Genomic DNA, 25511 nt, shown 5'->3' with positions numbered 1-25511 from the left:
CGGCGGTGAAGGCACCCGACCGCTGTCAGGATGCCGGGCGCCATGCTATCGGTTGAAGGCCGCCTGCAGGTCGGCCTGGCTGCTGATGCCGCTTTGCAGCAGCAGCATCAACAGGATGCGCGCCTTGGCCGGTTTCAGGTCGTCGGCCATAACGGCGCCGGCGTCTGCGGTGGTCTTGCCGCCGCCAACGAAGCCGTAGTTGGGCAGCACCCGGCCGCTGTGCACGCGGGTCGACACCACCACCGGCACACCTTTCGACAGCGCGTACTTCACCGCCTCGAACATGGCCATGTTCATGTTGCCCATGCCCAGCGCCTGCACCACGATGCCGCGCACGCCCCGGTCCACCGCCTGGCGCAGCGCCATGCCATCGGCGCCGCCATACATGGCAACGATTTCCACCTCAGGCATCTTGTCCGCGCGGATGGGGATGTGCTGCCGGCGCACCGGCGCGTTGGCATACATTACCCGGTCGGGATAGACCTCGCCCAGGAAGCCGAAGTCGCCGGAATTGAAGGTTTCCACATTGGCGGTGTGGGTCTTGACGACATACCGGGCCGAGTTGATCTGGTTGTTCATGGCCAGCATCACGCCCTTCTGCTGCGACTGCTGGTCGACCGCGATGCGCACCGCGTTGAGCAGGTTGCGCGGGCCGTCGAAGTCGGGGGAGGAGGCATTGCGCTGGGCGCCGATCAGCACCACCGGCTTGGCCGATTTCACGGTCAGGTCCAGCCAGAACGCGGTTTCCTCCAGCGTGTCGGTGCCGTGCGAGACGATCACGCCGGCCACCTCGGGCTTGTCGAGCGCGGCCTGCACCGCGCGCGTCAATTCGATCCAGCGCGCCGGGTCCATGTAGTCGGACGGGACGTTGGACAGGTTGTTGACCTGGATGGATGCATACTTGGCGACGTCGGGCACGGTGGCAAGCAGGTCGTCGCCGGAAATGGCCGGCACCGGCGCATTCTTGACCGGGTCGATCTTCATCGCAATGGTGCCGCCGGTGGCGATGAACTGCACTTGCGGCAGGTTCTGCGCGGCCGCGGCCGACGCAGCGGCCAGCAGGCTGATGCCGAATAACGCTTTTTTGAATCTCACTGTTTGCCTCTTTTATCGTCGTTATGGATACCAAATACCAGGCCCGACCCATGACGCGCCGTGAAACCGCGAATTTTTCTGCCTTGCAAGCGGCAATGCCGCCCGAATGCCCGGCTACGTTCTTGCCAGATAAAAAAATCCGTCGGTTTCATCCGCCACGTCATGGATTGGCATTGATATGAGAAGCCGCCTGGGGCGGCTGCACCATTGTAGTGCCGTGATGGCAGTGTCTGTAGTCGGTCCTGCCTGCGGTTTGGCATGGCGCATGCCGGCGGTTGCGGGCGGCAGTTCCTATAATGTGGTCCGGAATCAAAAAAGAGGGTGAGCCAGTGCAGGGAATCAAACGCAAGGTGGTGTACGTGAGCGTCTTCGAGGCGATTGCGATCGTGGTGTGCAGCCTGGGCTTTGCCGCGCTGTCGGACCGCAGTCTCGGCCATGCGAGCGTGCTGTCGGTGGCCACGTCGATGGTGGCGGTGCTGTGGAATTTCTTCTTTACGATGATGTTCGAGGCCTGGGAAGCGCGCCAGCCGGTGCGCGGCCGCAGCGTGGCGCGCCGGCTGGCGCATGCGGCGATCTTCGAGGCCGGGCTGATCGTCCTGCTGGTGCCGCTGATTGCCTGGTGGCTGGAAGTGAGCCTGCTGCGCGCGCTGGTGATGGACCTCGGGCTGGCCGCGTTCTTCCTCGCCTACACCTTTGTCTTCAACTGGTGTTTCGACCGCATCTTCGGCCTGCCGGCCTCGGCCGCTCCCATGCCGTCGCGGCCCTGAAGCAGGGCCGCGATGCCTTGTCAGCTCTTGGCCTGCAAGCCCAGGCTGTGGATGGTTTCCCGTTCCGCCTCGAAGGTGTCGCGCGCGAATTTCGTGTAGGCGGCGCTGTCGAGATAGATCACCGACTGGTCGTACTTTTCCAGCACCGACAGCAGGGCCGGATCTTCCAGCGACTTCTTGAAGGCGTCATGCAGCTTCCTGACGATGGCCGGGTCCATGCCGGCCGGGCCGGCGACGCCGAACGGCGAGTCCGACACGGTCTGGTAGCCCAGTTCGAGCAGCGTTGGCACATCCGGCCAGCGCTTGGCGCGCTTGCTGCCATAGACCGCCAGCAGGCGGCAGCGGCCGGCATCGACGAACGGGCCCCAGCCGGTGGCGTCGCTGTGGGCCATCACATGGTTGCCCAGCAGCGCCTGCATGCCGTCGGCATTGCCCTTGTAGGGAATGTGCTGCAGCTTGATGCCGGCGCGCTTAGCGAACTGTTCCATCACCAAGTGCGGCGTGGTGCCGGTGCCGGTCGAGCCGTAGGTGAAGGTGTCGGGATTGGCCTTGGCATACTCGACCAGGTCCTTCATCGACTTGATCGGCGAATCGGCGCGCACCACCAGGCCGAAGGTATAGCCGGTCAGGCAGGCGATGTAGCTCAGGTCCTTGAGCGGGTCGAACTGCACTTTCTGCATGTGCGGCACGCGGAACACGCCCAGCGGCGTCTGGGTGATGGTGTAGCCGTCGGGCTTGGCCTTGACCATCTCCACCGCGCCCAGGATGCCGCCGGCGCCCGGCCGGTTTTCCACGATCATCTGCGTGCCCAGCGCCTTGCCCGCGCTCTCGGCAAAGGCGCGCATGACGACGTCGGTGGAGCCGCCCGCCGGCCATGGGCACAGCAGCTTGATCGGGCGGGAGGGATAGGCCTGCGCCTGGGCCAGGCCGGGCGCGGCGATCGCGGCGGCGCCGGCGGCCGTGGCTTTCAGGAAGTCGCGGCGGGTGAAATGGAATCTGCTGTGGGTCATGCTGGTCTCCGGTCAGGTCGGTGGCTGCCAATCAGAAACAGCGAAAGCTGCTTGATTATTCTGCTATGCAAGACTGCGTCTGATGGCTTTCATTTGTTCGGCGAGATCCGGACGCGAAGGATGCGAGCGGTCGTGCCATGTTGTTCTGCATTGCAGCATTGAATTCCGCAATGGAGGGCTAGTGTATCGGGTCGTGCCAGTGCTGTAAATGTTCGGCCGACGTTTGCCAGGAATTGCCGGGATTGCAGAAAAGCATGGTAAGTGCTGGTGTGCAGCCCGCCGCTGTCCAGGTGGCATCCGGCCGCGGTCCACAGGCTTTCCGTCCGTCGATGCCACCATATGGATTGGCGATGATGCCGTCGTACCCGGAACTGCCGGCGTCTGCCGAGGGACTTCAGAGCAGTATGCTATCCGGCAGCCATCTTGCCGCAAGCTTGACCAGGGAGGTTTGTTCATGTCAATGCGTCCCGCCGTCGAGGACGATGCCTACGCCATTGCCCGCGTCCAGATACTGGCCTGGCGGCAGGCTTACGCCGGCATGATGCCGCAGGCTTTCCTGGACCGCATGGACAGCGTGCGCCGGGTGACCGGCTGGCGGCGCGCCCTGTCCGCGCCTGGGGCAATGGCGACCGATGTGGTGCTCGGCCAGGCTGGGGAAATCATCGGCTTTTTCGTCTATGGCCCGTCGCGCGACGCCGACGCCGCCGTCGGAACCGGTGAACTGGTTGCCATCAACCTGCTGCCCGCGCACTGGCGGCAAGGGCTGGGGCGCGTGATGATGACGCGGCTCTTGACGGTGGCCGCCGAACGGCGCTGGCAGGCGGTCACGCTATGGGTGCTGGAAGCAAACATGCAGGCCAGGCGGTTTTACGAGGCCCATGGTTTTGAAGCCGATGGCGCCAGCCAGGTCGATGCCAACCTGACAGGCACGCCTCTGCACCTGGTGCGCTACCGGCGCCTGTTGCCGCTGTTGCCGGCTGAGGAAACCGCCTGATTCCCTATGCCATCCCGTGATGCCTGCCGCCTCAGACCGGCTTGCGACCCACCAGGTAGCGCACGCCTTCCGGGCCGTAGCTCTCGGAATGCGGCGCATTCGGCGCAAGGTGGAACAGGTCGCCGCGCCGGCAAACCTGTTCCCGGCCGTCCTCGACCAGGCGCAGTTCGCCATCCAGGATCAGCGCCTTTGCTTCGAACGGATGGGTGTGCAGCGCCATCACGCCATTTGGCTCGCGTTCCACCGTGACAAGCTGCTCGAAGCCTTCCTGACGCAGCAGTTCGACGAATTGATCGTGTTCCATGTTGTCTCCTTATTCTTGTCGCGCCAAGGCTCAGACGGCGTCGCTGTCCGGTTCACCGAAACTGACATGGGTCTGGCCCATGCGCGGATGGCCCAGGGTTTCGCCCAGCCGCACCGGCCGCGCCGCTTCCCATTCCTGCCGGAAGCCCAGCGTGTTTTCCGGGAACAGCAGCACCACGGTCGAGCCCAGCAGGAAGCGGCCCATTTCCTCGCCCTTCTTCAGGCTGACCTCGCCCGCCGCATACGTCCATTCCCGTATCTGCTTCGTGCGCGGCGGATTGATCACGCCATGCCAGACCGTGGCCATGCTGCCGACGATGGTGGCGCCGACCAGCGTCAGCACGAAGGGACCATGGTCCGACTCGAATACGCAGACGACCCGCTCGTTGCGGGCGAACAGGCCGGGCACGCCGCGCGCCGTGGTCGGATTGACCGAGAACAGCGTGCCGGGAATATAGATCATGCGGGTCAGGCGGCCGTCGCAGGGCATGTGGATGCGATGGTAGTCGCGCGGGCTGAGGTAGATGGTGGCGAAGCTGCCGTTGCGGAACTGCGCCGCCAGACTGGCATCGCCGCCCACCAGCGCGGTAGTCGAATAGTAATGGCCCTTGGCCTGGAAGATCTGGTCCTGTTCGATCGGCCCGAACTGGCTGAGCGCGCCGTCGACCGGGCAGACATAGGCCGCGTCCGCCAGCGGCCGCACGCCATCGCGCAGCGCGCGGGTGAAGAAGGCGTTGAAGCTGTCGTAGCTGGCGATATCCGGATTGGCCGCCTCGCTCATGTCGACCCGGTACTTCCGCACGAAGCGGCGGATGATGGCTGTGGTGATGCTGCCCCACCTGCCATTGGCCACCAGGCCGGCGAATACCGTCATTGCATGTTTGGGGAAAAGGTACTGCGGCAAGACAGCGGTGCGATCGGACACGGCGGAACCTGTGGCAAAAAGGAAAAGAGATTATAGCGGTGCCCGGTCGTCGACTGCTGCACGCCAGTATGGGCAGGCGCAAGACAGGTAGAAAAGACAGGCTGTTGTCTGCTGTCAAATTCTGTATTTTTTACAGGCAATTGAGCTGTAACCGGACATCCAGGCTTGACTGTCCCCGCTGTTTGGGCGACATTTCCCGCTTCGCGAAGGAGGATGGCATGGCGGTGGTATCGATATCGGAAGCGTCCCGGCTGGTTGGCAAGACCCGTCAGACACTTTACAACGACCGTGACAGCGGAAAGTTGTCGTGGACCACGCTCGAGACAGGCAAGCCAGGCATCGATACAGCCGAGCTGCAGCGGGTGTACGGCCAGCTGAAACTCAATCCGGTCGGCCAGGCAGTGCGCAATGTCAATTTCGACACCCAGGACGGCGGCGTGGACAGCACTGTCGACCCGACTGTCCATGCGGTGCTGGAGACCGAACTGAAAGGCGCGCAGCAGCGCATCGAACTGCTGGAGCGCATGCTGTCGCTGGAAGCGGCGGCGCGGCGCCAGCAGCTGGAATCCCAGCGGGCGGAGCTGATGGCCAAGGACCAGATCATCGGCGTGCTGCAAAACCAGATGAAGCTCCTGGAATACATTGCGCCTGTCAAAACCGCCAGCCATGACCAGGCGCGGACAGTCGACATGCAGACAGGCCAGACAGCGGACGCACAGGCGCCGGCTTCGGCCCGGCAGGCGTCCAATGGACGAGGCTGGCTGTCCAGGTTGTGGCGGCGCGCCGCCTGAGGCATTTCATGGATTCCCGGATGGGGTTGGAAACCACCGGAACTTGCGAGACGCATGCCTGCCAGACATCGCCACGGCCGATGTTTGTGAAGCCGCAAAAGCCCTGATCGGCAGCCGGCCAGGCGGATTGACGATGGCCGTCAAGCGCAGTTAATGTGAATTGCCAGCCACCTGATCCGATATCCGATCATCATGTTTTCCCTGCTCCGCCGCGGCCTGACTGCCGCATCCGCCCTGCTTCTGTCCGCCTGCGCCAACTTCGGCGGCCCAGCCCTCATGCCGGGCGCGCCTGAGGCCGACGTGCTGGCCCGCCTTGGCCAGCCGACCCATGTCTACCAGGACGGCGACGCCCGCCTGCTGGAATACATGCGCGGCCCGATGGGCCAGACCACCGACATGGCGCGCATCGGCCCGGATGGCCGGCTGCAATCCCTGACCCAGGTGCTGACCATGGAAAGCTTCGCCCGCATCACTCCTGGCGTGACGCGGCAGGAACAGGTGCTGCGCATCGTCGGCGCGCCCAGTGAAATCAAGGTCTACCGCTATCCCGGCATGCAGGCCTGGAATTATCCGTACAGGGAAAGCAATGTCTGGGACTCGATGATGACGATCTACGTCGATGACACTGGCCTCGTGCGGCGCATGGAGAACGGCCCCGACCCGCGACGCATGCGCTCGCACTGGGGCAAGGGCTAAAAGTCCGGGCGGCAGAAGATAGGCAGCGAAGCGAAACGCGTTGCAGCCGACTAGCCTTCAGCCGCGCCGATTCCCAAGCCCTGCTCCGCCAGCGCCGCCGCCACCGCCTGCTTCAGTGCCGGCAGCACATCCTCGCCAAACCAGGCATGCCGGCTGAACCAGGGCTGGTTGCGCGGCGAGGGATGCGGTAGCGGCAGCATCGACGGCGCGTAGTCGCGCCAGGCCATCACGGTTTCGGTCAGCGTGGGCCGTGCGCGCCCGCCGAGGAAATGCCGCTGCGCATACTGGCCCACCAGCAGTGTCAGGCGGATATCCGGCAACTGCGCCAGCAGCCGGTCGAGCCAGAGATCGGCGCATTCGCGGCGCGGCGGCAGGTCGCCGCCGCCGCCCCGGCCCGGATAGCAGTAGGCCATCGGAATGATGGCAACGCGCTCTGGGTCGTAGAACACCGGCGGCGCAATGTCCATCCACTCCCGCAGCCGCCTGCCGCTGGCGTCATCCCACGGTATGCCGCTCCTGTGGACCTTCAGGCCGGGCGCCTGGCCCACGATCAGGATGCGGGCGCCGGCGCCGAGCTGCACGACCGGCCGCGGTCCCAGCGGCAGATGCGTGGCGCAGGCGGTGCAGGACCGCACCTCGCGCAACAGGCTGGCCAGTCCATCGGCACTGTGCGGGTTCCCCGCGCCTTGCGTCGCCGCAGCGTTGCCGCCCGTCGTGCTGATCCGGTCTTTGAACGTCACGGGCTGAACTTTGCAACCGGGCATCAGTCCATCCGCCAGGCAATTATTTCCGAAAGGCGATGTTTGCCACTATTCAACAACAAAACGGAGTCCTCCTTGAAAATCATTCTGCCAATGCTGCTTGCCGGCGTATCCATTGTCCTGACCGCCTGCGGCGGCGGCGCCGACGACACTGCCGGCACGCGCCTGCTCTCTTCCTCGGTTGCCGTCGGCGATGGCAATCTGCCGACCCAGCTGCTGGCGCGCAAGCGGGTTTCCAACACCACCAATACCGGCACCACTACCACCACTACGCCTACCACCACTACGACCACCACCACGACGTCGGGCGGCGCCCTCGATGCCCGCCTGACCTGCAACCTGCCCAACTTCCAGCAGGAGATCATCGATCGCATCAACCAGGCACGCGCCGCCGGACGCAGCTGCGGCACCACCTATTACGGCCCGGCGCCGGCGCTGGCCTGGAATACCAACCTGTTCAACGCCGCCGGCGCCCATTCCACCGATATGGCGGCCAACAACTATTTTTCCCATACCAGCCTGGACGGCCGCAACGCCGGCCAGCGCATTACCGGCGCCGGCTACGCCTGGAGCGCCTACGGCGAAAACATCGCCGCCGGCCAGACCAGCGCGCAGTCCGTGGTGGACGGCTGGCTGGCCAGCCCCGGCCACTGCGCCAACATCATGAATCCCGGCTATGCCGACATCGGCACGGCCTGCGCCGCCAGCAGCACGTCGAGCTATCCCACCTACTGGACCATGGATCTGGCGCGACCTTACTAGTTTCGGTTCACTCACGTTCCGGGATTATTTCCACGCCACGCTAAAGACCGGTTTGTTTCCTGTTGTTAACAAAAAGCCGCCCAACCGGGTGGGCAGGCAGCATGCCTGAAGGAGACGCCGGGAGCCATGCTGCCGGCACGACAACAAACAGATCGGCGAGCGTGGACTATGTTTCTGGCTAATTTCAAGGTAAGCACCCGTTTGGCTGCGGGATTTGGCATCGTCATCCTGCTGCTGGTGGGCATCATGGCGCTGGGCATCAACCGCCTTTCCGTCGTCAACGAGGCGTCGGACGTCATCCGCAAGCAACGCTATCCGGTAATCCGCATGGCCTTCACGGTCAACAGCGACATCAACGCCATCGCCATTTCGATGCGCAACGCGGTGCTGTCGGAAAATGACGATGTGGTCAAGCGCGAGCTCGACAACATCAAGGCCGGCTCGGCCCGCGTCACTGAAAACCTGGAGTGGATAGGCAAGACCCTCACCACCGAAAAGGGCAAGGCGCTCTACAAGACCATCGTGGACGCCCGCGCGCCCTACCAGAAGCACCAGCTGGAATTCCTTGCGATGCTGGCCGAAGGCCGCGGCGCGATGGCAACCAACCTGCTGATGCAGACCATGCCCAAGGAGCAGGCAGCCTACATGGCCTCGGTGCAGAGCTTGGTGACGCTGGGCGACAAGCTGCTGGAAAAGGCGGGCGAAGACTCGGCGGCAGCCTATGAGAGCGGCCGCGCGCTGATGCTGGGCCTGGCCGCGGCGGCCATCGCGTTTGCCGCCGGCTTCGCCTGGTGGCTGGCGCGCAGCATCACCACGCCGCTGGCGCAGGCAGTCGAGATCGCCCGCACCATCGCCAACGGCGACCTGTCGCGCCGCATCGAGGTGCGCAGCAAGGACGAGACCGGCCAGCTGATGCAGGCGCTGCAGGAGATGTCGGCCAGCCTGGCCGGCATCGTTGCCGACGTGCGCCGCGGCGCCGACAGCATGACCACCGGCGCGCGCGAGATCGCCTCGGGCAACATGGACCTGTCCTCGCGCACCGAGCAGCAGGCGTCCTCGCTGGAGGAAACCGCCTCGTCGATGGAAGAACTCACCTCCACGGTCAAGCAGAATGCCGACAATGCCCGCCAGGCCAACCAGCTGGCGCTCACCGCTTCCGGCGTGGCCACCCAGGGCGGCGAAGTGGTGGCCCAGGTGGTCGACACCATGGCTGCCATCGACAGTTCGTCGAAGAAGATCGTCGACATCATCGGCGTGATCGACGGCATCGCCTTCCAGACCAACATCCTGGCGCTGAATGCGGCCGTGGAAGCGGCTCGTGCCGGCGAGCAGGGCCGCGGCTTTGCGGTGGTGGCGACCGAAGTGCGCAGCCTGGCGCAGAAGAGCGCGGCGGCCGCGCGCGAGATCAAGGGCCTGATCGGCGATTCGGTGGACAAGGTCGAGGCCGGCAGCAAGCTCGTGGCGCAGGCCGGCAGCACGATCCAGGAAGTGGTGGCCAGCGTGCAGCGGGTGACCGACATCATGGCCGAGATCACGGCGGCCAGCAGCGAGCAGAGCGCCGGCATCGAGCAGGTGAACCAGGCCATCGCCCAGATGGATCAGGTGACCCAGCAGAATGCGGCGCTGGTGGAGCAGGCGGCGGCGGCGGCCGGTTCGCTGGAGGAGCAGGCGTCGGCGCTGGTGGGTGTGGTGAGTGCGTTCCGGCTTGACCAGTCCAGCCCGGCCTTGGCGTACGCCACGCAGGCGATGCCAGCCAGCGTTGCGCCGGCACGCGCCACCGCGCCCGTAGTCGCCAGCCCGCGTGCCGTGCCGGCCACTCCGGCCAACGGGAAAGCGCCGGCAGGCCGGATTGCCGACCAGGGTGGTGACTGGGAAGAGTTCTGATCGTCTGTCGCAGCGCAACAAATAGCGGGGAACCAAGCGCGTTGCTGCCTTTCTGACCGTCATACGATCAGATCGGGGTGGCGCGATGAAAAATCCCTGGGGCAAGAAAAACCCCTTCATGAGCATGTGGCTCTCCGGCGCCAACGCCGTCGCCGGCGCGGCACGGGGCCGTGCCACCGCCGAGGTGAAGCGGCAGGCATCGACCGCCGTCAGCAAGAGTACGCGCGAGATGACCGACGCCTGGACCAGCGCGCTGACCGGAAAGCCGGCGCCAAAGCGCCGCCGCAAGAAAAGCGCCCGCTGATAGCGTCAGCCGACAAAGGCTGGTCACAGCACCGACGAGGCCACCTGCCCTTGTCAGAACGCCACTTCCGCGAATTCAGTAGGGTGGAATACCCCGCAGGGGCATTCCACCGGTTCACCAGGACACGGCAAAGTCCGACCTTAACCGCTCCTGCCACCGCCCACGGTGGAATGCCCTTCGGGTATTCCACCCTACGTTTTCCAGGAACGTCGCTGGGTGGCATTTTTCAACCCGGGTCGTGAGGCGCTCCACTCACAGAACTACGTATCAGGATCGAGCCAAACGCCCGCATCCTCAACCCATGCGCCCTTACTGAAACGCCACTTCCGCAAAGCTGCGCAGCTTCCTGCTGTGCAGGCTGTCCACCCGCCTTTCCCTGAGCAGCTCCACGGCCCGTATGCCGATGCGAAGATGCTGGTCCACCCGCTGCCGGTAGAACACATTGGCCATGCCGGGCAGCTTGATCTCGCCGTGCAGCGGCTTGTCGGATACGCACAGCAGCGTGCCGTAGGGCACCCGGAAGCGGAAGCCGTTGGCGGCGATGGTGGCGCTTTCCATGTCCAGCGCCACTGCCCTGCTCTGGCTGAAGCGGCGTTCCGGCGTGCGCTGCGGCAGCAGCTCCCAGTTGCGGTTGTCGGTGCTGGCCACGGTGCCGGTGCGCATGACGCGCTTGAGCTCATAGCCGGTCAGGCAGGTGACGTCGGCCACCGCCTGCTCCAGCGCCAGCTGGATCTCGGCCAGCGGCGGTATCGGCACCCACAGCGGCAGGTCTTCATCCAGCACATGGTCTTCCCGCACATAGCCGTGGGCCAGCACATAGTCGCCCAGCTGCTGGGTATTGCGCAGGCCGGCGCAGTGGCCCAGCATCAGCCAGGCATGCGGCCGCAGCACCGCGATATGGTCGGTGATGGTCTTGGCATTGGCCGGGCCGACGCCGATGTTGACCATGGTGATGCCGCCGCCGTCTGCGCGCACCAGGTGGTAGCCCGGCATCTGCGGCAGCCGCGGCGGCGCCATGCCGCGCTCGTCGTTCGGGCCGGCCGGCTGGCCGGCGCGGCGGGTGACCAGGTTGCCCGGCTCGACGAAGGCGATGTAGTCATCCGGCCCTTTCATCGGGCTGCACATGATCTCCTGGCCGAGCTTGATGAATTCATCGATGTAGAACTGGTAGTTGGTGAACAGCACGAAGTTCTGGAAATGCTCGGGCGCGGTGCCGGTGTAATGGCGCAGCCGCTGCAGCGAATAGTCGACGCGCGGCGCGGTAAACAGCGACAGCGGCTGCGGCCGGCCGGGCGGTATGTCGTCGGTGCCGTTGGCGATGCCGTCGTCCATGGTCGCCAGGTCCGGCAGGTCGAACAGGTCGCGCATGCGCTGCAGCCGGTCGGCCGGCATGTCGGCTTCCACATGGTCGTGTTCGGCAAAGGAAAAATGCACCGGGATGGGCTGGGCGCTGGTGCCGACCTCGATCTGCACGTTCTGGGCGCCATGGTTCTTCAGCAGCAGCCTGAACTGCTCCAGGTAATAGTTGCCGAACAGGTCCGGCCGCGTCAGCGTGGTTTCATAGGTGCCCGGTCCAGCCACGAAGCCATACGACAGCCGCGAATCGGTCGGCATGCGGGTATCGGTATGGATGCGTACGAAGGGATAGCAGGCGCGCACGGCTGTGGAGAGGTTGTCGCCGCGGATGAAGTCCTGCAGATGATGGCGCAGGTGGCGGATGCCGTTGTCGTAGATGGTGCGCACCTGTTCGAGCGCGGCGGCCGGATCGTCGAAGCGGGTGGTGGCAATGAATTGCGGTGTCAGCATGCTGTGCTCCGATGTCAGGTTAGGCGGGAACCCCTCCTGCCGATGCAAGAAGCATTCCCATGACCAATTGGATCACCGCATTGTATCGGCAGCATGACGGCGGCCGCCAGCACGTGGCGGCTGTCGCGGCAGGGCCTTACTTCACCTTGCCGGCCGCCACATCCATCACCATGCGCGCGGCCAGGTACAGTCGCGGCTCGATGCTGTCGACCAGGATGTATTCGGCATCCTTGGTATGCGCGCCAAAGCCCTGCAGGCCGAAGCGCTCCACCACCGCCTTGCTGTTGCCCTGCGCGGCGAAGGCCGCATCGGTGCCGCCGCCTTCGGCCACCGGGTCCACCACCAGCTCGCGGCCGATCTCGCGGTAGACCGCCTGGGCATGGGAGGCCAGCGCCCTGGACGCGGCTGACGCCTCCAGCGGCGGACGGCGGCGCTCGAACACGGCCGTGACCTTGGACTCGGGCAGCAGCTTCTGCGCGCTGCGTTCCTGCACCTGGCGCTCGATGTTGTCGTAGTCTGCCGCGCGCAGCACGCGCACGTCGGCCTCGGCCTGCGCCTGGTCGGGAATCACGTTGCGGTTGGTGCCGGCCTTGGCCAGCGTCCAGTTCATCTTCACGCCGGTCTCGGCATTGGAGAACTTGCTCATCTGCGTGACCTGGTGCGCCATTTCATACAGCGCATTGACGCCCTTCTCCGGCGCCGAGCCGGCATGAGAGGCGCGTCCCTGCACATCGAGCGTGACCGAGCCGATGCCGGCAGTAGCCAGCGACAGCTTGTCCGAGTTGCTGCGCGAGGCCTCGAAGGACATCGTCACGTCATGTTCCGCGCCCAGTTTGGCGATGAGCTTGCGCGAGCCGGGCGAGCTGATCTCCTCGTCGGCATTGATCAGCACCGTCAGGGTGCCGTAGTCGTCAAACTTCAGTTCCTTCAGCATGGCAACCGTGTGGATGATGGTGGCGATGCCCTGCTTGTCGTCGGCGATCGCCAGGCCATACGCCTTGTCGCCCTCGACGCGGAACGGCTGCTTCTCCAGCATGCCCTTCAGGTAGACCGTATCCATGTGCGCCAGCATCATGATGTTCTTCGTGCCGCGGCCCTTGAAGGTGGCGCGCACCACGCGGCCCACCTTCTCCGGCGTGTCCTGCATGCGGTAGATGTCGTTGCTGACGTCGACCAGCTGCACCTCGCCGCCCAGCGCCTTGAGGCGGCCGGCGATCAGGTTGGCGACCTTGTCCAGTCCTTCGAGGTCGCGGCTGCCGGATTCGATATTGCACAGTTCCTTCAGGGTCTCGAGCAGCGGCGCCTTGTGCTGCTTTGCCTGCGCCAGCACCGGCTCGAGCGGCTGGGCCTGCGCTGCGAACGCAGCCGCGCCCAGGGCGGCCGATACAATAAGAGGAAGAATGCGGAGCTTGATGGAGGTTGTCATGGCGGATGTTCTTTTTGGAAGGGTGAAAAGAATGCCATACCGTTCCGGCAATTTCCAGCGCTTGCCCTCGTGAATTCGTGAAGATAACCGCATGTATCCGGATGACGCTAACCTGCCATGACAATACTGCTTATCCATGGGGACAACCCATGTCGCATGCACGTCCCACATCGATGCCCAAGCTGCGTTGCATCGGCTATCGCAGTCTGGGCCTGACCTTGCCTCACTGCCCGCATCTATAACCCCGCCCTGCCTGTGGCCACGTCCATCACCATCCCTGTAGCCAGGTAAAGGCGCGGTACGATGCTCTCGACCAGAATGTACTCGTCATCCTTCGTATGCGCGCCGTGGCCGCGCAGGCCGAAACGCTCGACCACTGCCCGGCTGTTGCCCTGGGCCGCGTAGGCTGCGTCGGTGCCGCCGCCTTCGGCAACCTTCTCCAGCACCAGTTCGCGGCCGATCTCGCGGTACGCCTGCTGCGCATGCGCCGCCAGCGCCCGCGAAGCGGCCGATGCTTCCAGCGGCGGGTGGCGACGCTCGAAGCCGACATGGACGGTGGATTCGGGCAGGAGTTTATGCGCGCTGATTTCCCGCACCCGGCGCTCGATGTCGTCATAGTCAGCCACGCGCAGCACCCGCACATCGGCCTGCGCCTGTGCCGTATCGGGAATGACATTGCGGGTGCTGCCGGCCCTGCCCAGCGTCCAGTTCAGCTTCACGCCGGTCTGTGGGTCCGATAGCCTGCGCATCTGCATGATCTGGTGCGCCATTTCATACAGCGCATTGACGCCCTTTTCCGGCGCCACGCCGGCATGCGACGCGCGTCCCTGTACGTCCAGAGTCACCGCGGCGCTGCCTGCCGTGGCCAGCGACAGTTTGCCCGATGTGCTGCTGGAAGACTCGAAGGACATCGTCACGTCATGCTCTGCGCCCAGCCGGGCGAGCCAATTTCCTCGTCGCCATTGATCAGCACCGTCAGGGTGCCGTAGTCGTCAAACTTCAGCTCCTTGAGCATGGCAACCGTATGGAAGATGGTGGCAATGCCCTGCTTGTCGTCGGCAATCGCCAGGCCATAAGCCTTGTCGCCCTCGATGCGGAATGGCTGCTTTTCAAGCGTGCCTTTCAGGTACACCGTATCCATGTGGGCCAGCATCAGGATTTTCCTGCTGCCAGTGCCCCGGAATGTGGCGCGCACGGTGCGGCCAACCTTCTCCGGCGTGTGCGCCATGGGGTAGACGTCCTTGTTTCCATCCACCAGCTCCACCTCGCCACCCAGCGCCTTCAGGCGCTTGGCGACGAGCTGCGCCGCCTTCTCCAGCCCATCGATGTCGCGGCTGCCCGATTCAATGCTGCACAGGGTCCGCAGCGTTTCCAGCAGCGGCGCCTCGTGCTGCCTTGCCAGCGCCAGCACGGGCTCTGCTGCCTGCGGCTGGCCTGCGCAGGCGGCGACGGCGAGGAGTGCGGAAAGAAGGAAGGGAAGAAAGCGAAGCCTGGCAAGTGAAATCACGGCGGTGTCCTTGGTTAACGAATGGAAGGATGTCATGCCGCTGCGGCGACGCCGGGATCGCGCCCGAAGCCACGACCACGCCATCTGCAGCGGAAAGCAGGTCGGTAACCAGGCCGGCCGCATAGATCACCGCGATTCATGGACACATTGACGCCTTGCCGCATAATCCCAGCCATCGTCCAATGGAGAACCATGGTGCCGCACACTTCGACGAACCTTGACGCCTACCTGCGCCGCATCGGCTATCGCGGCCCGCAGCCCGGCCCCGACCTGCCAACGCTGCGCGCCATCCACGCGCTGCATGTCGACGCCATCCCTTTCGAAAACCTGTCGCCCCTGCTGGGCATGGAGGTGGCGCTGGACTTGCCGGCGCTGCGCCAGAAGCTGCTTGCCGATGGCCGCGGCGGCTGGTGCTTCGAGCACAACACCCTGCTGCAGCATGCCTTGGCCGAACTCGGCTTTGCCGTGCGCCCGCTGGCCGCGCGGGTGTCGTGGAATGTGCCGCCGGGCGTGGTCAGTCCGCGCACCCACATGCTGCTCCAGGTCGAACTCGACGGCGAGCCATGGATCGCCGATGCCGGCTTCGGCGGCATGACGCTCTCGGCCCCGCTGCGGCTGGTGCCGCATCTGCCGCAGCACACGCCGCATGGCCGCTTTCGCCTCGAGCCCATTGACGATGGTTATCGGCTCGAAGCCGAACTGCCGGAGGGCTGGCGCCCGTTGTACGCCTTCGACCTGCGCACCCAGCTGCCGCCCGACTTCGCCATGGCCAACTGGTACCTCGCCCACTATCCGCAGTCGCCTTTCGTCAGCAGGCTCATGGCGGCGCGGGCCGAGCCGGGCCGCCGCCATTCGCTGCTCAACAACCGGTACACCGTGCATGAAGTGGGCGGCAGCATGGTCAGCATGATTGAACACCCTGAAAGCCTGCGGCAATTGCTAACCGAATCATTCGGCATTCGCCTACCCGATCATCCGGCGCTGGAAGCGCTTCTGGCGCGCCTGGTAATTAGCCCGTCCTGAGATTGACATGCGGCAGCGTACCGCGTTGAAGCGGTGCAACGTAGCCATGAATCAATGTGCGCTTCCTGTGGGCAAATGATCACCGCCAGCGTTGGAACTTTTACCAAAAGTAGTAGTCCAGACTGACTGTAGAGCAATATGCTTTTCGGTATCGTCCTACGGAAAGCCTTGTATTGCTTTCAGGAGCGTACGAGTGCATGACGCGTCGCGATGAGTTCTGCCGCACGTTCGCCTGCACAGCCGTCAGGCGAGCGAGACAAGTACGCCATGAAATGAAGCAGACTGATAAAACGAATCATGCGATCTGGCCGTCGGATGGCGGCGATATGGGGGAGCGCATACGTGGCCATGACTGGGGCGGCACCCTGCTCGGCCCGGTCGCAACATGGTCGCCCGTATTGCGGGCCACCGTCGACCTGATGCTGCGCCTGCCGGTGCCGGCGGTGCTGCTGTGGGGCGACCGGCTGGTGCAATTTCTCAACGACCCCTGCCGCCGCCTGCTCGGCCATACCGCGCCGGACATGTTGGGCCAGCCGTTCCAGAGCCACTGGCCGCAGCGGTGGGAGCTTGGCGCCTCCGTCATCGATACGCTCACCGGCCGCAGCCAGTCACGCACCTTCCACCAGCAATCGCTGCCCGTCTTCGTCGGCGACAGCGAGGAGTCCGGCCTGTTCAGCATGACCTGCACGCCGGTGCCGGCCGAGGATGGCGGCCTGGGCGGCATGCTGATCCTGCTGCAGGACACCGGCCAGCCCGACCAGGGCGGCGCAATGCAGGCCGAACGCGCCCGGCGCAGCGCGGTGCTGCATGCCGACCGCCTGCAGTTGCTGGAGGAAGTGTTCCGCCGCTCCCCCTCCTTCGTGCATGTGCTGCGCGGGCCGGCCTACGTGGTGGAATTCGCCAACGAGACCTATGCCAGAATGGTCGGCCATCGCGACCTGATCGGCCGGCCGCTGTTCGACACCGTGCCGGAACTGAGTTCGGCGCGCTACCAGTCGGTACTGGCCCAGGTGCGTGCTACCGGCGAGCCCTTCGTGGGCCGCGACATGGCCGTCATGCTGGCCTCCGAGCCGGGCGCTGCGCCCGAGGAAACCTTTATCGATGTGGTCTACTCGCCGCTGGTGGACGCCGATGGCCGCAACGCCTGGCTCCTGGGCTATGGCGTGAATGTGACGGAAAAGACGCGCGCCCGTCGCCAGGCCGAGCAGGCTCTGCGCGACAGCGAAGCGCGGCTGTCGGCGATCTTTTCGCGTGCCGCCGCCGGCCTGTCGGAACTGTCGCTGGACGGCCGCTTCCTGCGCGTCAACGACACCATCTGCCAGATGCTGGGCCGCTCGCGCCAGGAACTGCTGTCGGCCAGCATCGTCGATGTCACGCATCCCGAGGATGTGCCGCCCAGCATGGAAGCCGTCCAGCGCCTGCTGGCCGGGGTCGAGCAGGTGGCGCTGGACAAGCGCTATCTGCGCCGCGACGGCAGCATCATCTTCTGCAACAGCGCACTGACCCGGCTCGACGACGACCAGGGCCGTCCGCGCTCGCTGCTGGCGGTCACGGTCGACCTGACCCAGCGCAGGCAGGCCGAAGCGGCGCTGCGTGAGAGCGAGGAATTCCATCGCTTCGCGGCCGATGCCGGCGCCATCGGCAAATGGGAAATCGACCTTGCCAGCGGCAACTGCACGGTGTCGCCGCGCATGGCGACGCTGCTTGGTTATCCGGCCGAGCAGACCATGCTGACCAGCGCCCAATGGAGCAGCATGGTGGAGCCGGAAGACCTGGCCATGCTGACCTCGAAACTGGAAGCGGTGGCGCTGGCCGATGCGCAGCTCGACATTGAACTGCGCATCCGCCGCCACGGCAGCGGCGAGCTGCGCTGGATGTACAACCGCGGCGGCGTGGTCAAGGACAGTTCCGGACGCAGCGCCCGCGTCCACGGCGTGTCGCTCGATGTCACCGAACGCAAGGAAAGCGAAGCGGCCCTGCGCGCCAGCGAGGAGCGCTACCGCATGCTCACCGAGCTCAGCCCGGATGCGATGCTGGTCAATGTCGCCAACCGCGTCGTCTATGCCAACCAGTCGGCGGTAGCCCTGCTGGGTGCGGAAAGCGTCAGCGATATCGTCGGGCATTCGCCGTTCGCCTTCATCGCGCCGGAGTTTCACAACAGCGTCGGCGAGCGCATCGCGCATGCCTTGCAGGACGGCCATCCCCGCTTGCCGCTGATGGAGCAGCGCTGGCGCCGCATCGATGGGGCCGAGGTGCATGTGCAGGTGTCGGCCGGCTTCATCACCTGGGAAAACCAGCCAGCTGTCCAGGTATTGCTGCGCGACGTCACCGAGCAGCAGGGCATACGGGATGCGCTGCGCATCAGCAACGAACGCCTGAAGCTGGCCATCGAGGGCTCGGGCGAAGGCATCTGGGACTGGGACATCCGGCGCGATGTCTATACCTTCTCCGACCATCTCAAGCGCATGCTCAATCTCGGCGTGGCATGCAATGGCAACGGTGATATCAAGGAAGCGCTGCGCAAGCGCATCCACCCCGACGACCTGCCGCGCATCTGGATGGCCTTGCGCGCCTACATCGAGGGCCGCGAAAGCGCCTATGCCTGCGACTTCCGGGTGCAGCGCCCGAACGGCTCCTGGATCTGGATGCTGTCGCGCGGCATCATCGTGGCGCGCGACAGCGACGGCAGGCCATTGCTGATGACTGGCACCATGCAAGACATCTCGGCCAGGAAGGAAGCCGATGAAAAGATCTGGCACCATGCCAACTTCGACGCCCTGACCGGCCTGCCCAACCGCCGCCTGTTCCGCGACCGCCTGGATCAGGAAGTGCGCAAGGCCGCCCGCAGCGGCCAGCAGGTTGCGCTGCTGTTCATCGATCTCGACCGCTTCAAGCAGGTCAACGACCTGCTCGGCCACGACGCCGGCGACACGCTGCTGGCGCAGGCGGCCAACCGCATCAAGGGCTGCGTGCGCGATGCCGACACCGTGGCCCGGCTGGGCGGCGACGAATTCACCGTCATTCTCACCGCGCTCGACAGCCCGGCCCGGGTCGAGCATGTATGCCAGAAAATCCTGGAGACGCTGGAAAGCCCTTTCCATATCGGCAAGGAAGTGGCCTACATGTCCGGCAGCATCGGCGTGACCATCTATCCCAACGATGCCATCACCTCGGAAGAGCTGATCCGCAAGGCCGACCAGGCCATGTACGCCGCCAAGAACGCCGGCAAGAACCAGTTCAGCTATTTCACCTATGCGATGGACGAAAAGGCGCACCTGCGCCTGCGCCTGGCCAGCGAACTGCGCAGCGCCCTGCAGGCCGGGCAGCTCGAGGTGCATTACCAGCCGGTGCTGGACCTGGGCAGCGGCGGCATCTTCAAGGCCGAGGCGCTGCTGCGCTGGCAGCATCCGCGCTTCGGGCTGGTCGAGCCGACCAGCTTCATCCCGCTGGCCGAGGAGACCGGCATCATCAACCAGATCGGCAACTGGGTTTTCAAGCAGGCCGCTTCCCGCTCCAGCCAATGGAGCGAACGCATCGGCGAGCGCTTCCAGATCGGCGTCAACAAGTCGCCGATCCAGTTCCTGGCGCATAACGACGACGCCGACTGGCTGCAGTACCTGAAGCGCACCAATGTGCCCGGCAGCAGCATCTCCATTGAAATCACCGAGGGCATGCTGCTGCATGCGTCGTCCACCGTCACCAACAAGCTGCTGGAATACCGCGACGCCGGCATCCAGGTCGCCATCGACGATTTCGGCACCGGCTATTCCTCGATGGCCTATCTGATGAAGTTCGACATCGACTACCTGAAGATAGACCAGTCCTTCGTCAGCGAGATAGCCACCGATGCCGGCAGCCGCACCATCGCCGAATCCATCATCGTGATGGCCCACAAGCTGGGCCTGAAGGTCATTGCCGAAGGCATCGAAACGCCCGAGCAGCTCGCGCTGCTGGTAGCAGCCGGCTGCGATTACGGCCAGGGCTTCCTGTTTGCCAGGGCCGTGGTGCCGGCGGAGTTCGAGAAGATGCTGCTGGAGAATCGCGCCGGCCGTTCGCGCTGGCAGGACCTGTTCAAGCGGCCTGTGCAGGACGATGCCGGTACGCATTCCGGCGGCGCGACCTACGGCGCCATGTAGCGCCGACCGGCATGCCGGTATCTGCTAGAACTGCGACAGCAGCGACTGCAGCGCCGCGATATCCACCGGCTTGGTCAGATGATGGTCGAAGCCGCTTTCGTGGGTGCGTTTCCGGTCCTCTTCCTGGCCCCAGCCGGTCAGCGCCACCAGCCGGGTGCCGGCATAGCGCGGCTGCTCGCGGATGCGGCGCGCCACTTCATTGCCGTCCATGCCCGGCATGCCGATATCGAGCAGCACCACATCGGGCCGGAAGGTTTCCATCGTTGCCAGCGCCGACGGGCCGTCGTGGGCCACCCTGACCGCCTTGCTGCCCATGAATTCCAGCAGCATCGACAGGGTTTCGGCGGCATCGCGGTTGTCGTCCACCACCAGCACCTTTTGAGCGCCCTCCTCGGTGGCGCCGCCGCCCGAGGCGCCCTGCTCTTCGGCTTGCGCCATCTTGGGCATCAGCGGCAGGCGCACGATGAATTCGCTGCCCAGCCCGAGGCCGGCGCTGCGCGCCTCGACACTGCCGCCATGCATGCGCACCAGGTTGGCCACCAGCGTCAGGCCAATGCCCAGGCCGCCCTGGCGCTGGCTGGCCGCCTCCCTTTCCTGCGAAAAAATGTCGAACACCCGCGGCAGCATCTGCGGCGAAATGCCAATGCCGTTGTCGCGCACCGAAACGATGGCCATGTTTTCCTCCTCATAGGCATGGAGCCAGATCTGGCCGCCCGGGCTGGTATAGCGGGCGGCATTATTGAGCAGGTTGGCGAAGACCTGGGTCAGGCGCACCGCATCGGCGTCCAGCATGATATCGGCCTCGATCGGCGTGCGGTTGAGGCGATGGTGCGCGCTTTCCACCAGCGGCATGCTGGTTTCCACCGCGCCCTGCAGCACATCGGCCAGCGCCGTCGGCGCGCGGCGCAGCGCGATGCGGCCGCGCGTGACACGGGAAATGTCCATCAGGTCGTCCACCAGCCGGACGATATAGTCGAGCTGGCGCGACATCATCTGCTGCAGCCGGTCCGACAGCCGGGCGCCGTTGGACCGTCCCATCATGGGCATGGCGCTGCACAGCGGCGCCAGCGGATTGCGCAGCTCATGCGCCAGCGTCGCCAGGAATTCATCCTTGCGCCGGTCGGCGTCGCGCAGCGCCTTCTCGGCCGCCACGGCGTCAGAAATATCGATCGACATGCAGACATGGCCGGCATAGCCGCCATCGCCTGTGAAGAACGGCATGCCATAGGATTCCAGCCAGCACCATGTGCCGTCACGGCTGCGCACCCGCGTGCGGCACTGGAAACGCTGGCGCAGCCTGCGGGCGTCCGACAGCGCCGTCAGATAGGCCGGCGCATCCTCGGGATGCAGCAGGCTGCGCCAGCCGGCATGCATCAGCGTATTCTTCGGGCGGCCGCTCAGTTCGGTATAGCGTGGATTGAGATAGACAACGTTGCCGGCCGGGTCGAGCTGCCAGATCAGCGCCGGCGATGCTTCGGCCAGCGCGCGGAAGCGGGTTTCGCTGCGATGCAGGACTTCCTCCGCGCATTTGCGGTCGGTGATGTCCATGTTCATGCAGGCCCATTTCTGGACGCTACCATCGTCATTGAACAGCGGCGCCGTGCGCATGTCGGTCCAGCTCCAGCTGCCATCGGCGCGGCGCAGCCGGAATGCCAGGTCGGCCGGCGAGCGCTTCTGGCGGATGTCCTGCCACCTGGCGTCGAACTCGCGCCTGTCCTCCGGATGGATCGCCTCCATCCAGCCATGGCCCAGCATCTGCTCCACGCTCTGGCCGGTCCAGGCGCGCCAGGTCGGCGAATCGATTGCCACCGCGCCGTCCGGCGCCGCTTCCCAGATCGCCTGCGCCACCCCTTCCACCAGCACCCGGAAACGCTGGTCGTTCATGCGGCTGCGGGTTTCAATGTCGAGTTGGTCCAGCGCCGCGGCCGTGGTCCGGCACAGCATTTCCAGCAGCACCCGGTTGTCTTCATCGACCGGACAGGGCCGGTACCAGCACACGCCTATCGTGCGCGAGCCGGCGCGGCCGGCAGGCACCAGCAGCAGGCTGCGCAGCGGATCCGGCAAATGGGGCGCGTCGCTGTCGGGGCTGTTGATCATCAGGGAGCGGCCATGCTGCGCGGCCTCGGCGCAGATTCCGTCCAGGGCCGGGCAAGGCAGATCGCCGCCCGCGGTGGGCAGCAGGCGGCATGAGCCGTGGTCGCGCTGCGCAACCGTGATCCCATGCGCCTGGCCGAGCCGCCAGGCGGCATCGCGCGCGATATCCAGTGCGTGACTTTCATCGTCGGCCGCGGTCAGGCTGGCCTGGACGGCGGTCAGCCATTGCAGGCGCTCGGCCAGGGGTTGCCGCGCCACGTCGCCGATCGAGGCTGCAAGCGCCTCCCGAAGTATTTCCGTTTCTTCTGTTCTGTTCATACCTGGCTGCTTCCGTCCATGTTGGTTCGCCGGCGGGAATACGATGGGCGGATCGGGTGTTTCCCAAGGACTGGTAGACGCCAGCGTCGTAAGCTGGTTCCCTCACTATGGCCCAGTGCGGGAGCCAGCCAATGTCCTTGCGCAAAAAAAGCTGACAGTTATTCCCGCTTCGGTATTATCATGATCATCGTCATGTAAAAACGAGGTGTCAGATGAAGGTGTCACGCCAACAGATGGCAGCCAACCGCGAACGTCTGCTCGACATCGCCTCGCGCCTGTTCCGCGAGCGCGGCTTTGACAACGTCAGCGTTGCCGAAATCATGCAGCAAGCCGGGCTGACCCACGGCGGCTTCTATGGCCACTTCGCGTCAAAGGAGGCGCTGGCGGCGGAAGCGGCCACCCATGCGCTGCTGCAGACGGCCAACCGCTGGCGCGCCACGCTGGAAAGAAGCGGCACCGCCGGCCTCGAACGCATCGTCGATGCCTACCTTTCGCAACAGCACCGCGACCTTCCCGGCGCGGGCTGCGCCATTGCCGCGCTCGGCCCCGAAGTGGCGCGCCAGGCCGACCCGGTACGCCATGCCTTCGCCATGGAACTCGAAAGCCTGGTCGGCGTGCTGTCCGGCTTCCTGCCCGGCGCCGATACGTCCGCGCGCCGCAAGCGGGCGCTGGCGCTGATGGCGCAACTGGTGGGCGCCATCGTGCTGGCCCGCGCCTTCGGCAGCAGCGACCTGTCCTCTGAAATCCTGGACGTCGTGCGCGCTGCCGTCGTGCTGCCGGACGCGGCTGCCACGACAACTGCCTGATCCCCTCCCCCTTCATTCCGGAAAATCCGCCATGAGCGCCATTGCTTCCAACGACACCTCCACCACCGCCTCGCGCAGCGCCTGGATGCTGATGCTGGCCGCCGCCGCCATCCTGATGCTGACCATGGGCGCGCGCCAGACCATGGGCCTGTTCCTGTCGCCGCTCAACACCGCCACTGGCCTGGGCATTGCCTCCATCAGCCTGGCGCTGGCGGTGGGCCAGCTGATGTGGGGCGTCGCCCAGCCCGTATTCGGCGCCGTGGCCGACCGTTATGGCTCGATGCGGGTCATCGTCATCGGCGCACTGATGCTGGCGGCCGGCACCGCGGCCACGCCCTTCATGCACAGCCAGGCCGGACTCCTGCTGACCATGGGCCTGCTGAGCGCCGCCGGCGCCGGCGCCGGCAGCTTTTCCATCCTGATCGGCGCCGCATCGCAACGGCTGCCGGCCGAGCGGCGGGCATTCGCCTCCGGCTTCATCAATGCAGGCGGCTCCTTCGGCCAGTTCGTCTTTGCGCCGGCGGTGCAGGCCATCATCGGCAGCGCCGGCTGGGTCGTCGCGATGCTGGCCATGGCCGCCAGTTCCCTGCTCACCATCCCGCTGGCCCGTCCGCTGCGCACGCCACCGCGTCCGAAGAGCGATGCCGGCGCCCCGGGCGCGGACGGCGGGCTGAAGGCGCAGCTGCGGCTGGCCCTGCGCGACCGCAGCTACCTCTGCCTGCATGCCGGCTTTTTCACCTGCGGCTTTCACATCGCCTTCCTGGTCACCCATCTGCCCGGCGAGGTCGGCCTGTGCGGCCTGCCGGCCAGCGTCTCGGCTGCGGCGCTGGCCCTGATCGGCCTGTTCAACATCGCAGGCAGCCTGTCGGCCGGCATGCTGGCATCGCGCTTCCGGATGAAATACCTGCTGGCGGCCATGTACGGCAGCCGCGCCGTGATCATCCTGATCTACCTCGCCGCGCCCAAGACCGCCTGGACTTTCTACCTGTTTGCCGCCGCGCTCGGCTTCACCTGGCTGGCCACGGTGCCGCCCACCGCCGGCCTGGTCGGCAAGCTGTTCGGCGTGCGTTACCTGGCGACCCTGTTCGGCCTAACCCTGCTGTCGCACCAGATCGGCGGCTTCTTCGGCGCCTGGCTGGGCGGCCTGTCCTTCGTCACCTATGGCAACTACAACTGGATGTGGTACGCCGACATCGCGCTGGCCCTGGCTGCCGCGCTGGTCAATCTGCCGATCCGCGAAGCGCCGGTGCCCCGTCCCGCCGTGGCCGCCTGAGCAACACCATTACAAGGAGAAATCATGGAGGCAAACGACGTACTGGCCGCCTGGAGGCACCAGGAAGAGCAATTGCGTGCGGGCCGGACCCGCGGCGACCTGCAACTCGGCGTGGCCAGCCGCGAACAGATTGCCGGCAAGACCGGGCTGGAGATCATGCAGTCATTGCTGCGCGGCGAACTGCCGGCGCCGCCGATAAGCGACACCCTGGACTTCGCCCTGATCGAGGTGGACTACGGACGGGCGGTATTCCAGGGCCGGCCGCTGGAGCGCCACTACAATCCGCTGGGTACGGTGCATGGCGGCTGGTTCGCCACCCTGCTGGACTCGGCGCTCGGATGCGCCGTCCACACTGCCCTGCCAGCCGGCAAGAGTTACACCACGCTGGAATTGAAGGTCAACATGCTGCGCGCACTGACCAAGAAAGTGGAACTGGTACGGGCCGAGGGCCGCACCATCCATGTCGGCGGCCAGGTGGCAACCGCGGAAGCCCGCCTGGTGGACGCTGCCGGCAAGCTGTATGCGCATGCCACGACGACATGCCTGGTATTCGATTTGCCACCCAGGTAGGAAGCCGGTGTCGAGTAATCATGACTGGCATTGACGGTGTGGCGAAATTGCAAATCTGGCGTGGACAAATTGATGCCCTGGATACCGGGCTGTATTAACATACAGCACTTGCTGGGCTGAAACCTTGTACGTTGGTTGGCAGGCCCAGGTTCCCGATCGGACCTCGCCTGTCCGACATTCCAGACTGCCTTGTTGCCACGGTTCATCATGACAAAATTCATTGGTCTCTCCGCATTCCTTCTGTTCGCATCCATTGGCCA

Annotated in this window: 22 protein-coding genes; 12 read left to right on the top strand and 10 right to left on the bottom strand. The window is 65.3% G+C overall.

Translation table 11 applies throughout. From position 1 onward, the window contains the following. Window positions 1-45: 45 nt before the first annotated feature. Window positions 46-1095 carry an asparaginase gene (locus KTQ42_RS14870; protein WP_217346193.1) on the bottom strand — a complete coding sequence of 350 codons (1050 nt, stop codon included), beginning with the start codon at window positions 1093-1095 and terminating at the stop codon, window positions 46-48. Window positions 1096-1424: 329 nt separating this feature from the next. On the opposite strand from KTQ42_RS14870, the gene KTQ42_RS14865 reads away from it, so the two are divergent. Then, on the top strand, window positions 1425-1862 hold the full coding sequence (locus KTQ42_RS14865) for a PACE efflux transporter (protein WP_217346192.1): 438 nt from the start codon (window positions 1425-1427) through the stop codon (window positions 1860-1862). Window positions 1863-1882: 20 nt separating this feature from the next. Here the strand turns inward: KTQ42_RS14865 and KTQ42_RS14860 are convergent, their stop codons facing one another. Next, the gene (locus tag KTQ42_RS14860; protein WP_217346191.1) at window positions 1883-2872 is read right to left on the bottom strand and encodes a tripartite tricarboxylate transporter substrate binding protein; all 990 of its coding nucleotides are present in this window, start codon (window positions 2870-2872) and stop codon (window positions 1883-1885) included. Between the two features lie 454 nt (window positions 2873-3326). Between KTQ42_RS14860 and KTQ42_RS14855 the strand changes: the two genes are divergently transcribed. Continuing rightward, window positions 3327-3866, top strand: coding sequence for a GNAT family N-acetyltransferase (locus tag KTQ42_RS14855; protein WP_217346190.1), 540 nt, complete (start codon window positions 3327-3329; stop codon window positions 3864-3866). Between the two features lie 31 nt (window positions 3867-3897). Here the strand turns inward: KTQ42_RS14855 and KTQ42_RS14850 are convergent, their stop codons facing one another. Together KTQ42_RS14850 and asd are read right to left on the bottom strand one after the other, a co-directional pair. Beyond that, complete coding sequence (locus tag KTQ42_RS14850) at window positions 3898-4170, bottom strand: cupin domain-containing protein (RefSeq protein WP_217346189.1); 273 nt, start codon at window positions 4168-4170, stop codon at window positions 3898-3900. Between the two features lie 30 nt (window positions 4171-4200). Beyond that, window positions 4201-5094: an archaetidylserine decarboxylase gene (gene asd, locus KTQ42_RS14845; RefSeq protein ID WP_217346188.1), complete on the bottom strand. Its 894-nt coding sequence runs from the start codon at window positions 5092-5094 to the stop codon at window positions 4201-4203. A 218-nt stretch (window positions 5095-5312) separates the two neighbouring features. Between asd and KTQ42_RS14840 the strand changes: the two genes are divergently transcribed. Both KTQ42_RS14840 and KTQ42_RS14835 read left to right on the top strand, forming a co-directional pair. Continuing rightward, window positions 5313-5885 carry a hypothetical protein gene (locus KTQ42_RS14840; RefSeq protein WP_217346187.1) on the top strand — a complete coding sequence of 191 codons (573 nt, stop codon included), beginning with the start codon at window positions 5313-5315 and terminating at the stop codon, window positions 5883-5885. A gap of 192 nt (window positions 5886-6077) precedes the next feature. Further along, on the top strand, window positions 6078-6581 hold the full coding sequence (locus KTQ42_RS14835; protein WP_217346186.1) for an outer membrane protein assembly factor BamE: 504 nt from the start codon (window positions 6078-6080) through the stop codon (window positions 6579-6581). A gap of 50 nt (window positions 6582-6631) precedes the next feature. Here KTQ42_RS14835 and KTQ42_RS14830 read toward each other — a convergent pair whose 3' ends face one another. Next, window positions 6632-7237: a uracil-DNA glycosylase family protein gene (locus KTQ42_RS14830; protein WP_249222953.1), complete on the bottom strand. Its 606-nt coding sequence runs from the start codon at window positions 7235-7237 to the stop codon at window positions 6632-6634. A gap of 180 nt (window positions 7238-7417) precedes the next feature. Between KTQ42_RS14830 and KTQ42_RS14825 the strand changes: the two genes are divergently transcribed. From KTQ42_RS14825 to KTQ42_RS14815, 3 genes are all read left to right on the top strand, one after another. Further along, entirely contained in the window at window positions 7418-8104 is a 687-nt protein-coding gene (locus KTQ42_RS14825) for a CAP domain-containing protein (protein WP_249222774.1), read from the top strand. A gap of 168 nt (window positions 8105-8272) precedes the next feature. Next, window positions 8273-9988 (top strand): methyl-accepting chemotaxis protein, encoded by a 1716-nt coding sequence (locus KTQ42_RS14820; protein ID WP_217346184.1) that lies wholly within the window; start codon window positions 8273-8275, stop codon window positions 9986-9988. An 85-nt stretch (window positions 9989-10073) separates the two neighbouring features. After that, entirely contained in the window at window positions 10074-10292 is a 219-nt protein-coding gene (locus tag KTQ42_RS14815) for a hypothetical protein (RefSeq protein WP_217346183.1), read from the top strand. Window positions 10293-10601: 309 nt separating this feature from the next. Here the strand turns inward: KTQ42_RS14815 and KTQ42_RS14810 are convergent, their stop codons facing one another. The 4 genes from KTQ42_RS14810 to KTQ42_RS24355 form a co-directional block, all read right to left on the bottom strand. Further along, window positions 10602-12098 (bottom strand): AMP nucleosidase, encoded by a 1497-nt coding sequence (locus tag KTQ42_RS14810; RefSeq protein ID WP_217346182.1) that lies wholly within the window; start codon window positions 12096-12098, stop codon window positions 10602-10604. A 136-nt stretch (window positions 12099-12234) separates the two neighbouring features. Further along, window positions 12235-13524, bottom strand: a complete 1290-nt coding sequence (locus KTQ42_RS14805) for a glutamate carboxypeptidase (RefSeq protein ID WP_217346181.1) — start codon at window positions 13522-13524, stop codon at window positions 12235-12237. 236 nt (window positions 13525-13760) lie between these two features. Further along, the gene (locus KTQ42_RS24360) at window positions 13761-14435 is read right to left on the bottom strand and encodes a M20/M25/M40 family metallo-hydrolase (RefSeq protein ID WP_349292170.1); all 675 of its coding nucleotides are present in this window, start codon (window positions 14433-14435) and stop codon (window positions 13761-13763) included. Window positions 14436-14437: 2 nt separating this feature from the next. After that, window positions 14438-15031, bottom strand: a complete 594-nt coding sequence (locus tag KTQ42_RS24355) for a M20/M25/M40 family metallo-hydrolase (RefSeq protein ID WP_349292153.1) — start codon at window positions 15029-15031, stop codon at window positions 14438-14440. 192 nt (window positions 15032-15223) lie between these two features. Here KTQ42_RS24355 and KTQ42_RS14795 point away from each other — a divergent pair, with 192 nt between their 5' ends. Together KTQ42_RS14795 and KTQ42_RS14790 are read left to right on the top strand one after the other, a co-directional pair. Further along, entirely contained in the window at window positions 15224-16054 is an 831-nt protein-coding gene (locus KTQ42_RS14795; RefSeq protein WP_217346180.1) for an arylamine N-acetyltransferase, read from the top strand. 272 nt (window positions 16055-16326) lie between these two features. Beyond that, on the top strand, window positions 16327-20190 hold the full coding sequence (locus KTQ42_RS14790) for an EAL domain-containing protein (protein WP_217346179.1): 3864 nt from the start codon (window positions 16327-16329) through the stop codon (window positions 20188-20190). A 24-nt stretch (window positions 20191-20214) separates the two neighbouring features. Here the strand turns inward: KTQ42_RS14790 and KTQ42_RS14785 are convergent, their stop codons facing one another. Beyond that, entirely contained in the window at window positions 20215-22602 is a 2388-nt protein-coding gene (locus KTQ42_RS14785; RefSeq protein WP_217346178.1) for a PAS domain S-box protein, read from the bottom strand. 212 nt (window positions 22603-22814) lie between these two features. On the opposite strand from KTQ42_RS14785, the gene KTQ42_RS14780 reads away from it, so the two are divergent. Genes KTQ42_RS14780 through KTQ42_RS14770 form a run of 3 tightly spaced genes read left to right on the top strand, consistent with a single transcriptional unit; the run spans window position 22815 to window position 25251 of the window. Beyond that, a complete protein-coding gene (locus KTQ42_RS14780) occupies window positions 22815-23408 on the top strand; it encodes a TetR/AcrR family transcriptional regulator (protein WP_217346177.1) in 594 nt (197 codons plus the stop codon). Between the two features lie 31 nt (window positions 23409-23439). After that, window positions 23440-24681: an MFS transporter gene (locus KTQ42_RS14775; protein WP_249222773.1), complete on the top strand. Its 1242-nt coding sequence runs from the start codon at window positions 23440-23442 to the stop codon at window positions 24679-24681. 24 nt (window positions 24682-24705) lie between these two features. Next, on the top strand, window positions 24706-25251 hold the full coding sequence (locus tag KTQ42_RS14770) for a PaaI family thioesterase (RefSeq protein ID WP_217346176.1): 546 nt from the start codon (window positions 24706-24708) through the stop codon (window positions 25249-25251). Window positions 25252-25511 lie beyond the last annotated feature (260 nt).

This window comes from Noviherbaspirillum sp. L7-7A, assembly GCF_019052805.1.
In the GTDB taxonomy this organism is placed as follows: domain Bacteria; phylum Pseudomonadota; class Gammaproteobacteria; order Burkholderiales; family Burkholderiaceae_D; genus Noviherbaspirillum_A.
Note: the sequence above shows the minus strand (reverse complement) of the source record. Positions and strands in the feature narration are given on the sequence as shown.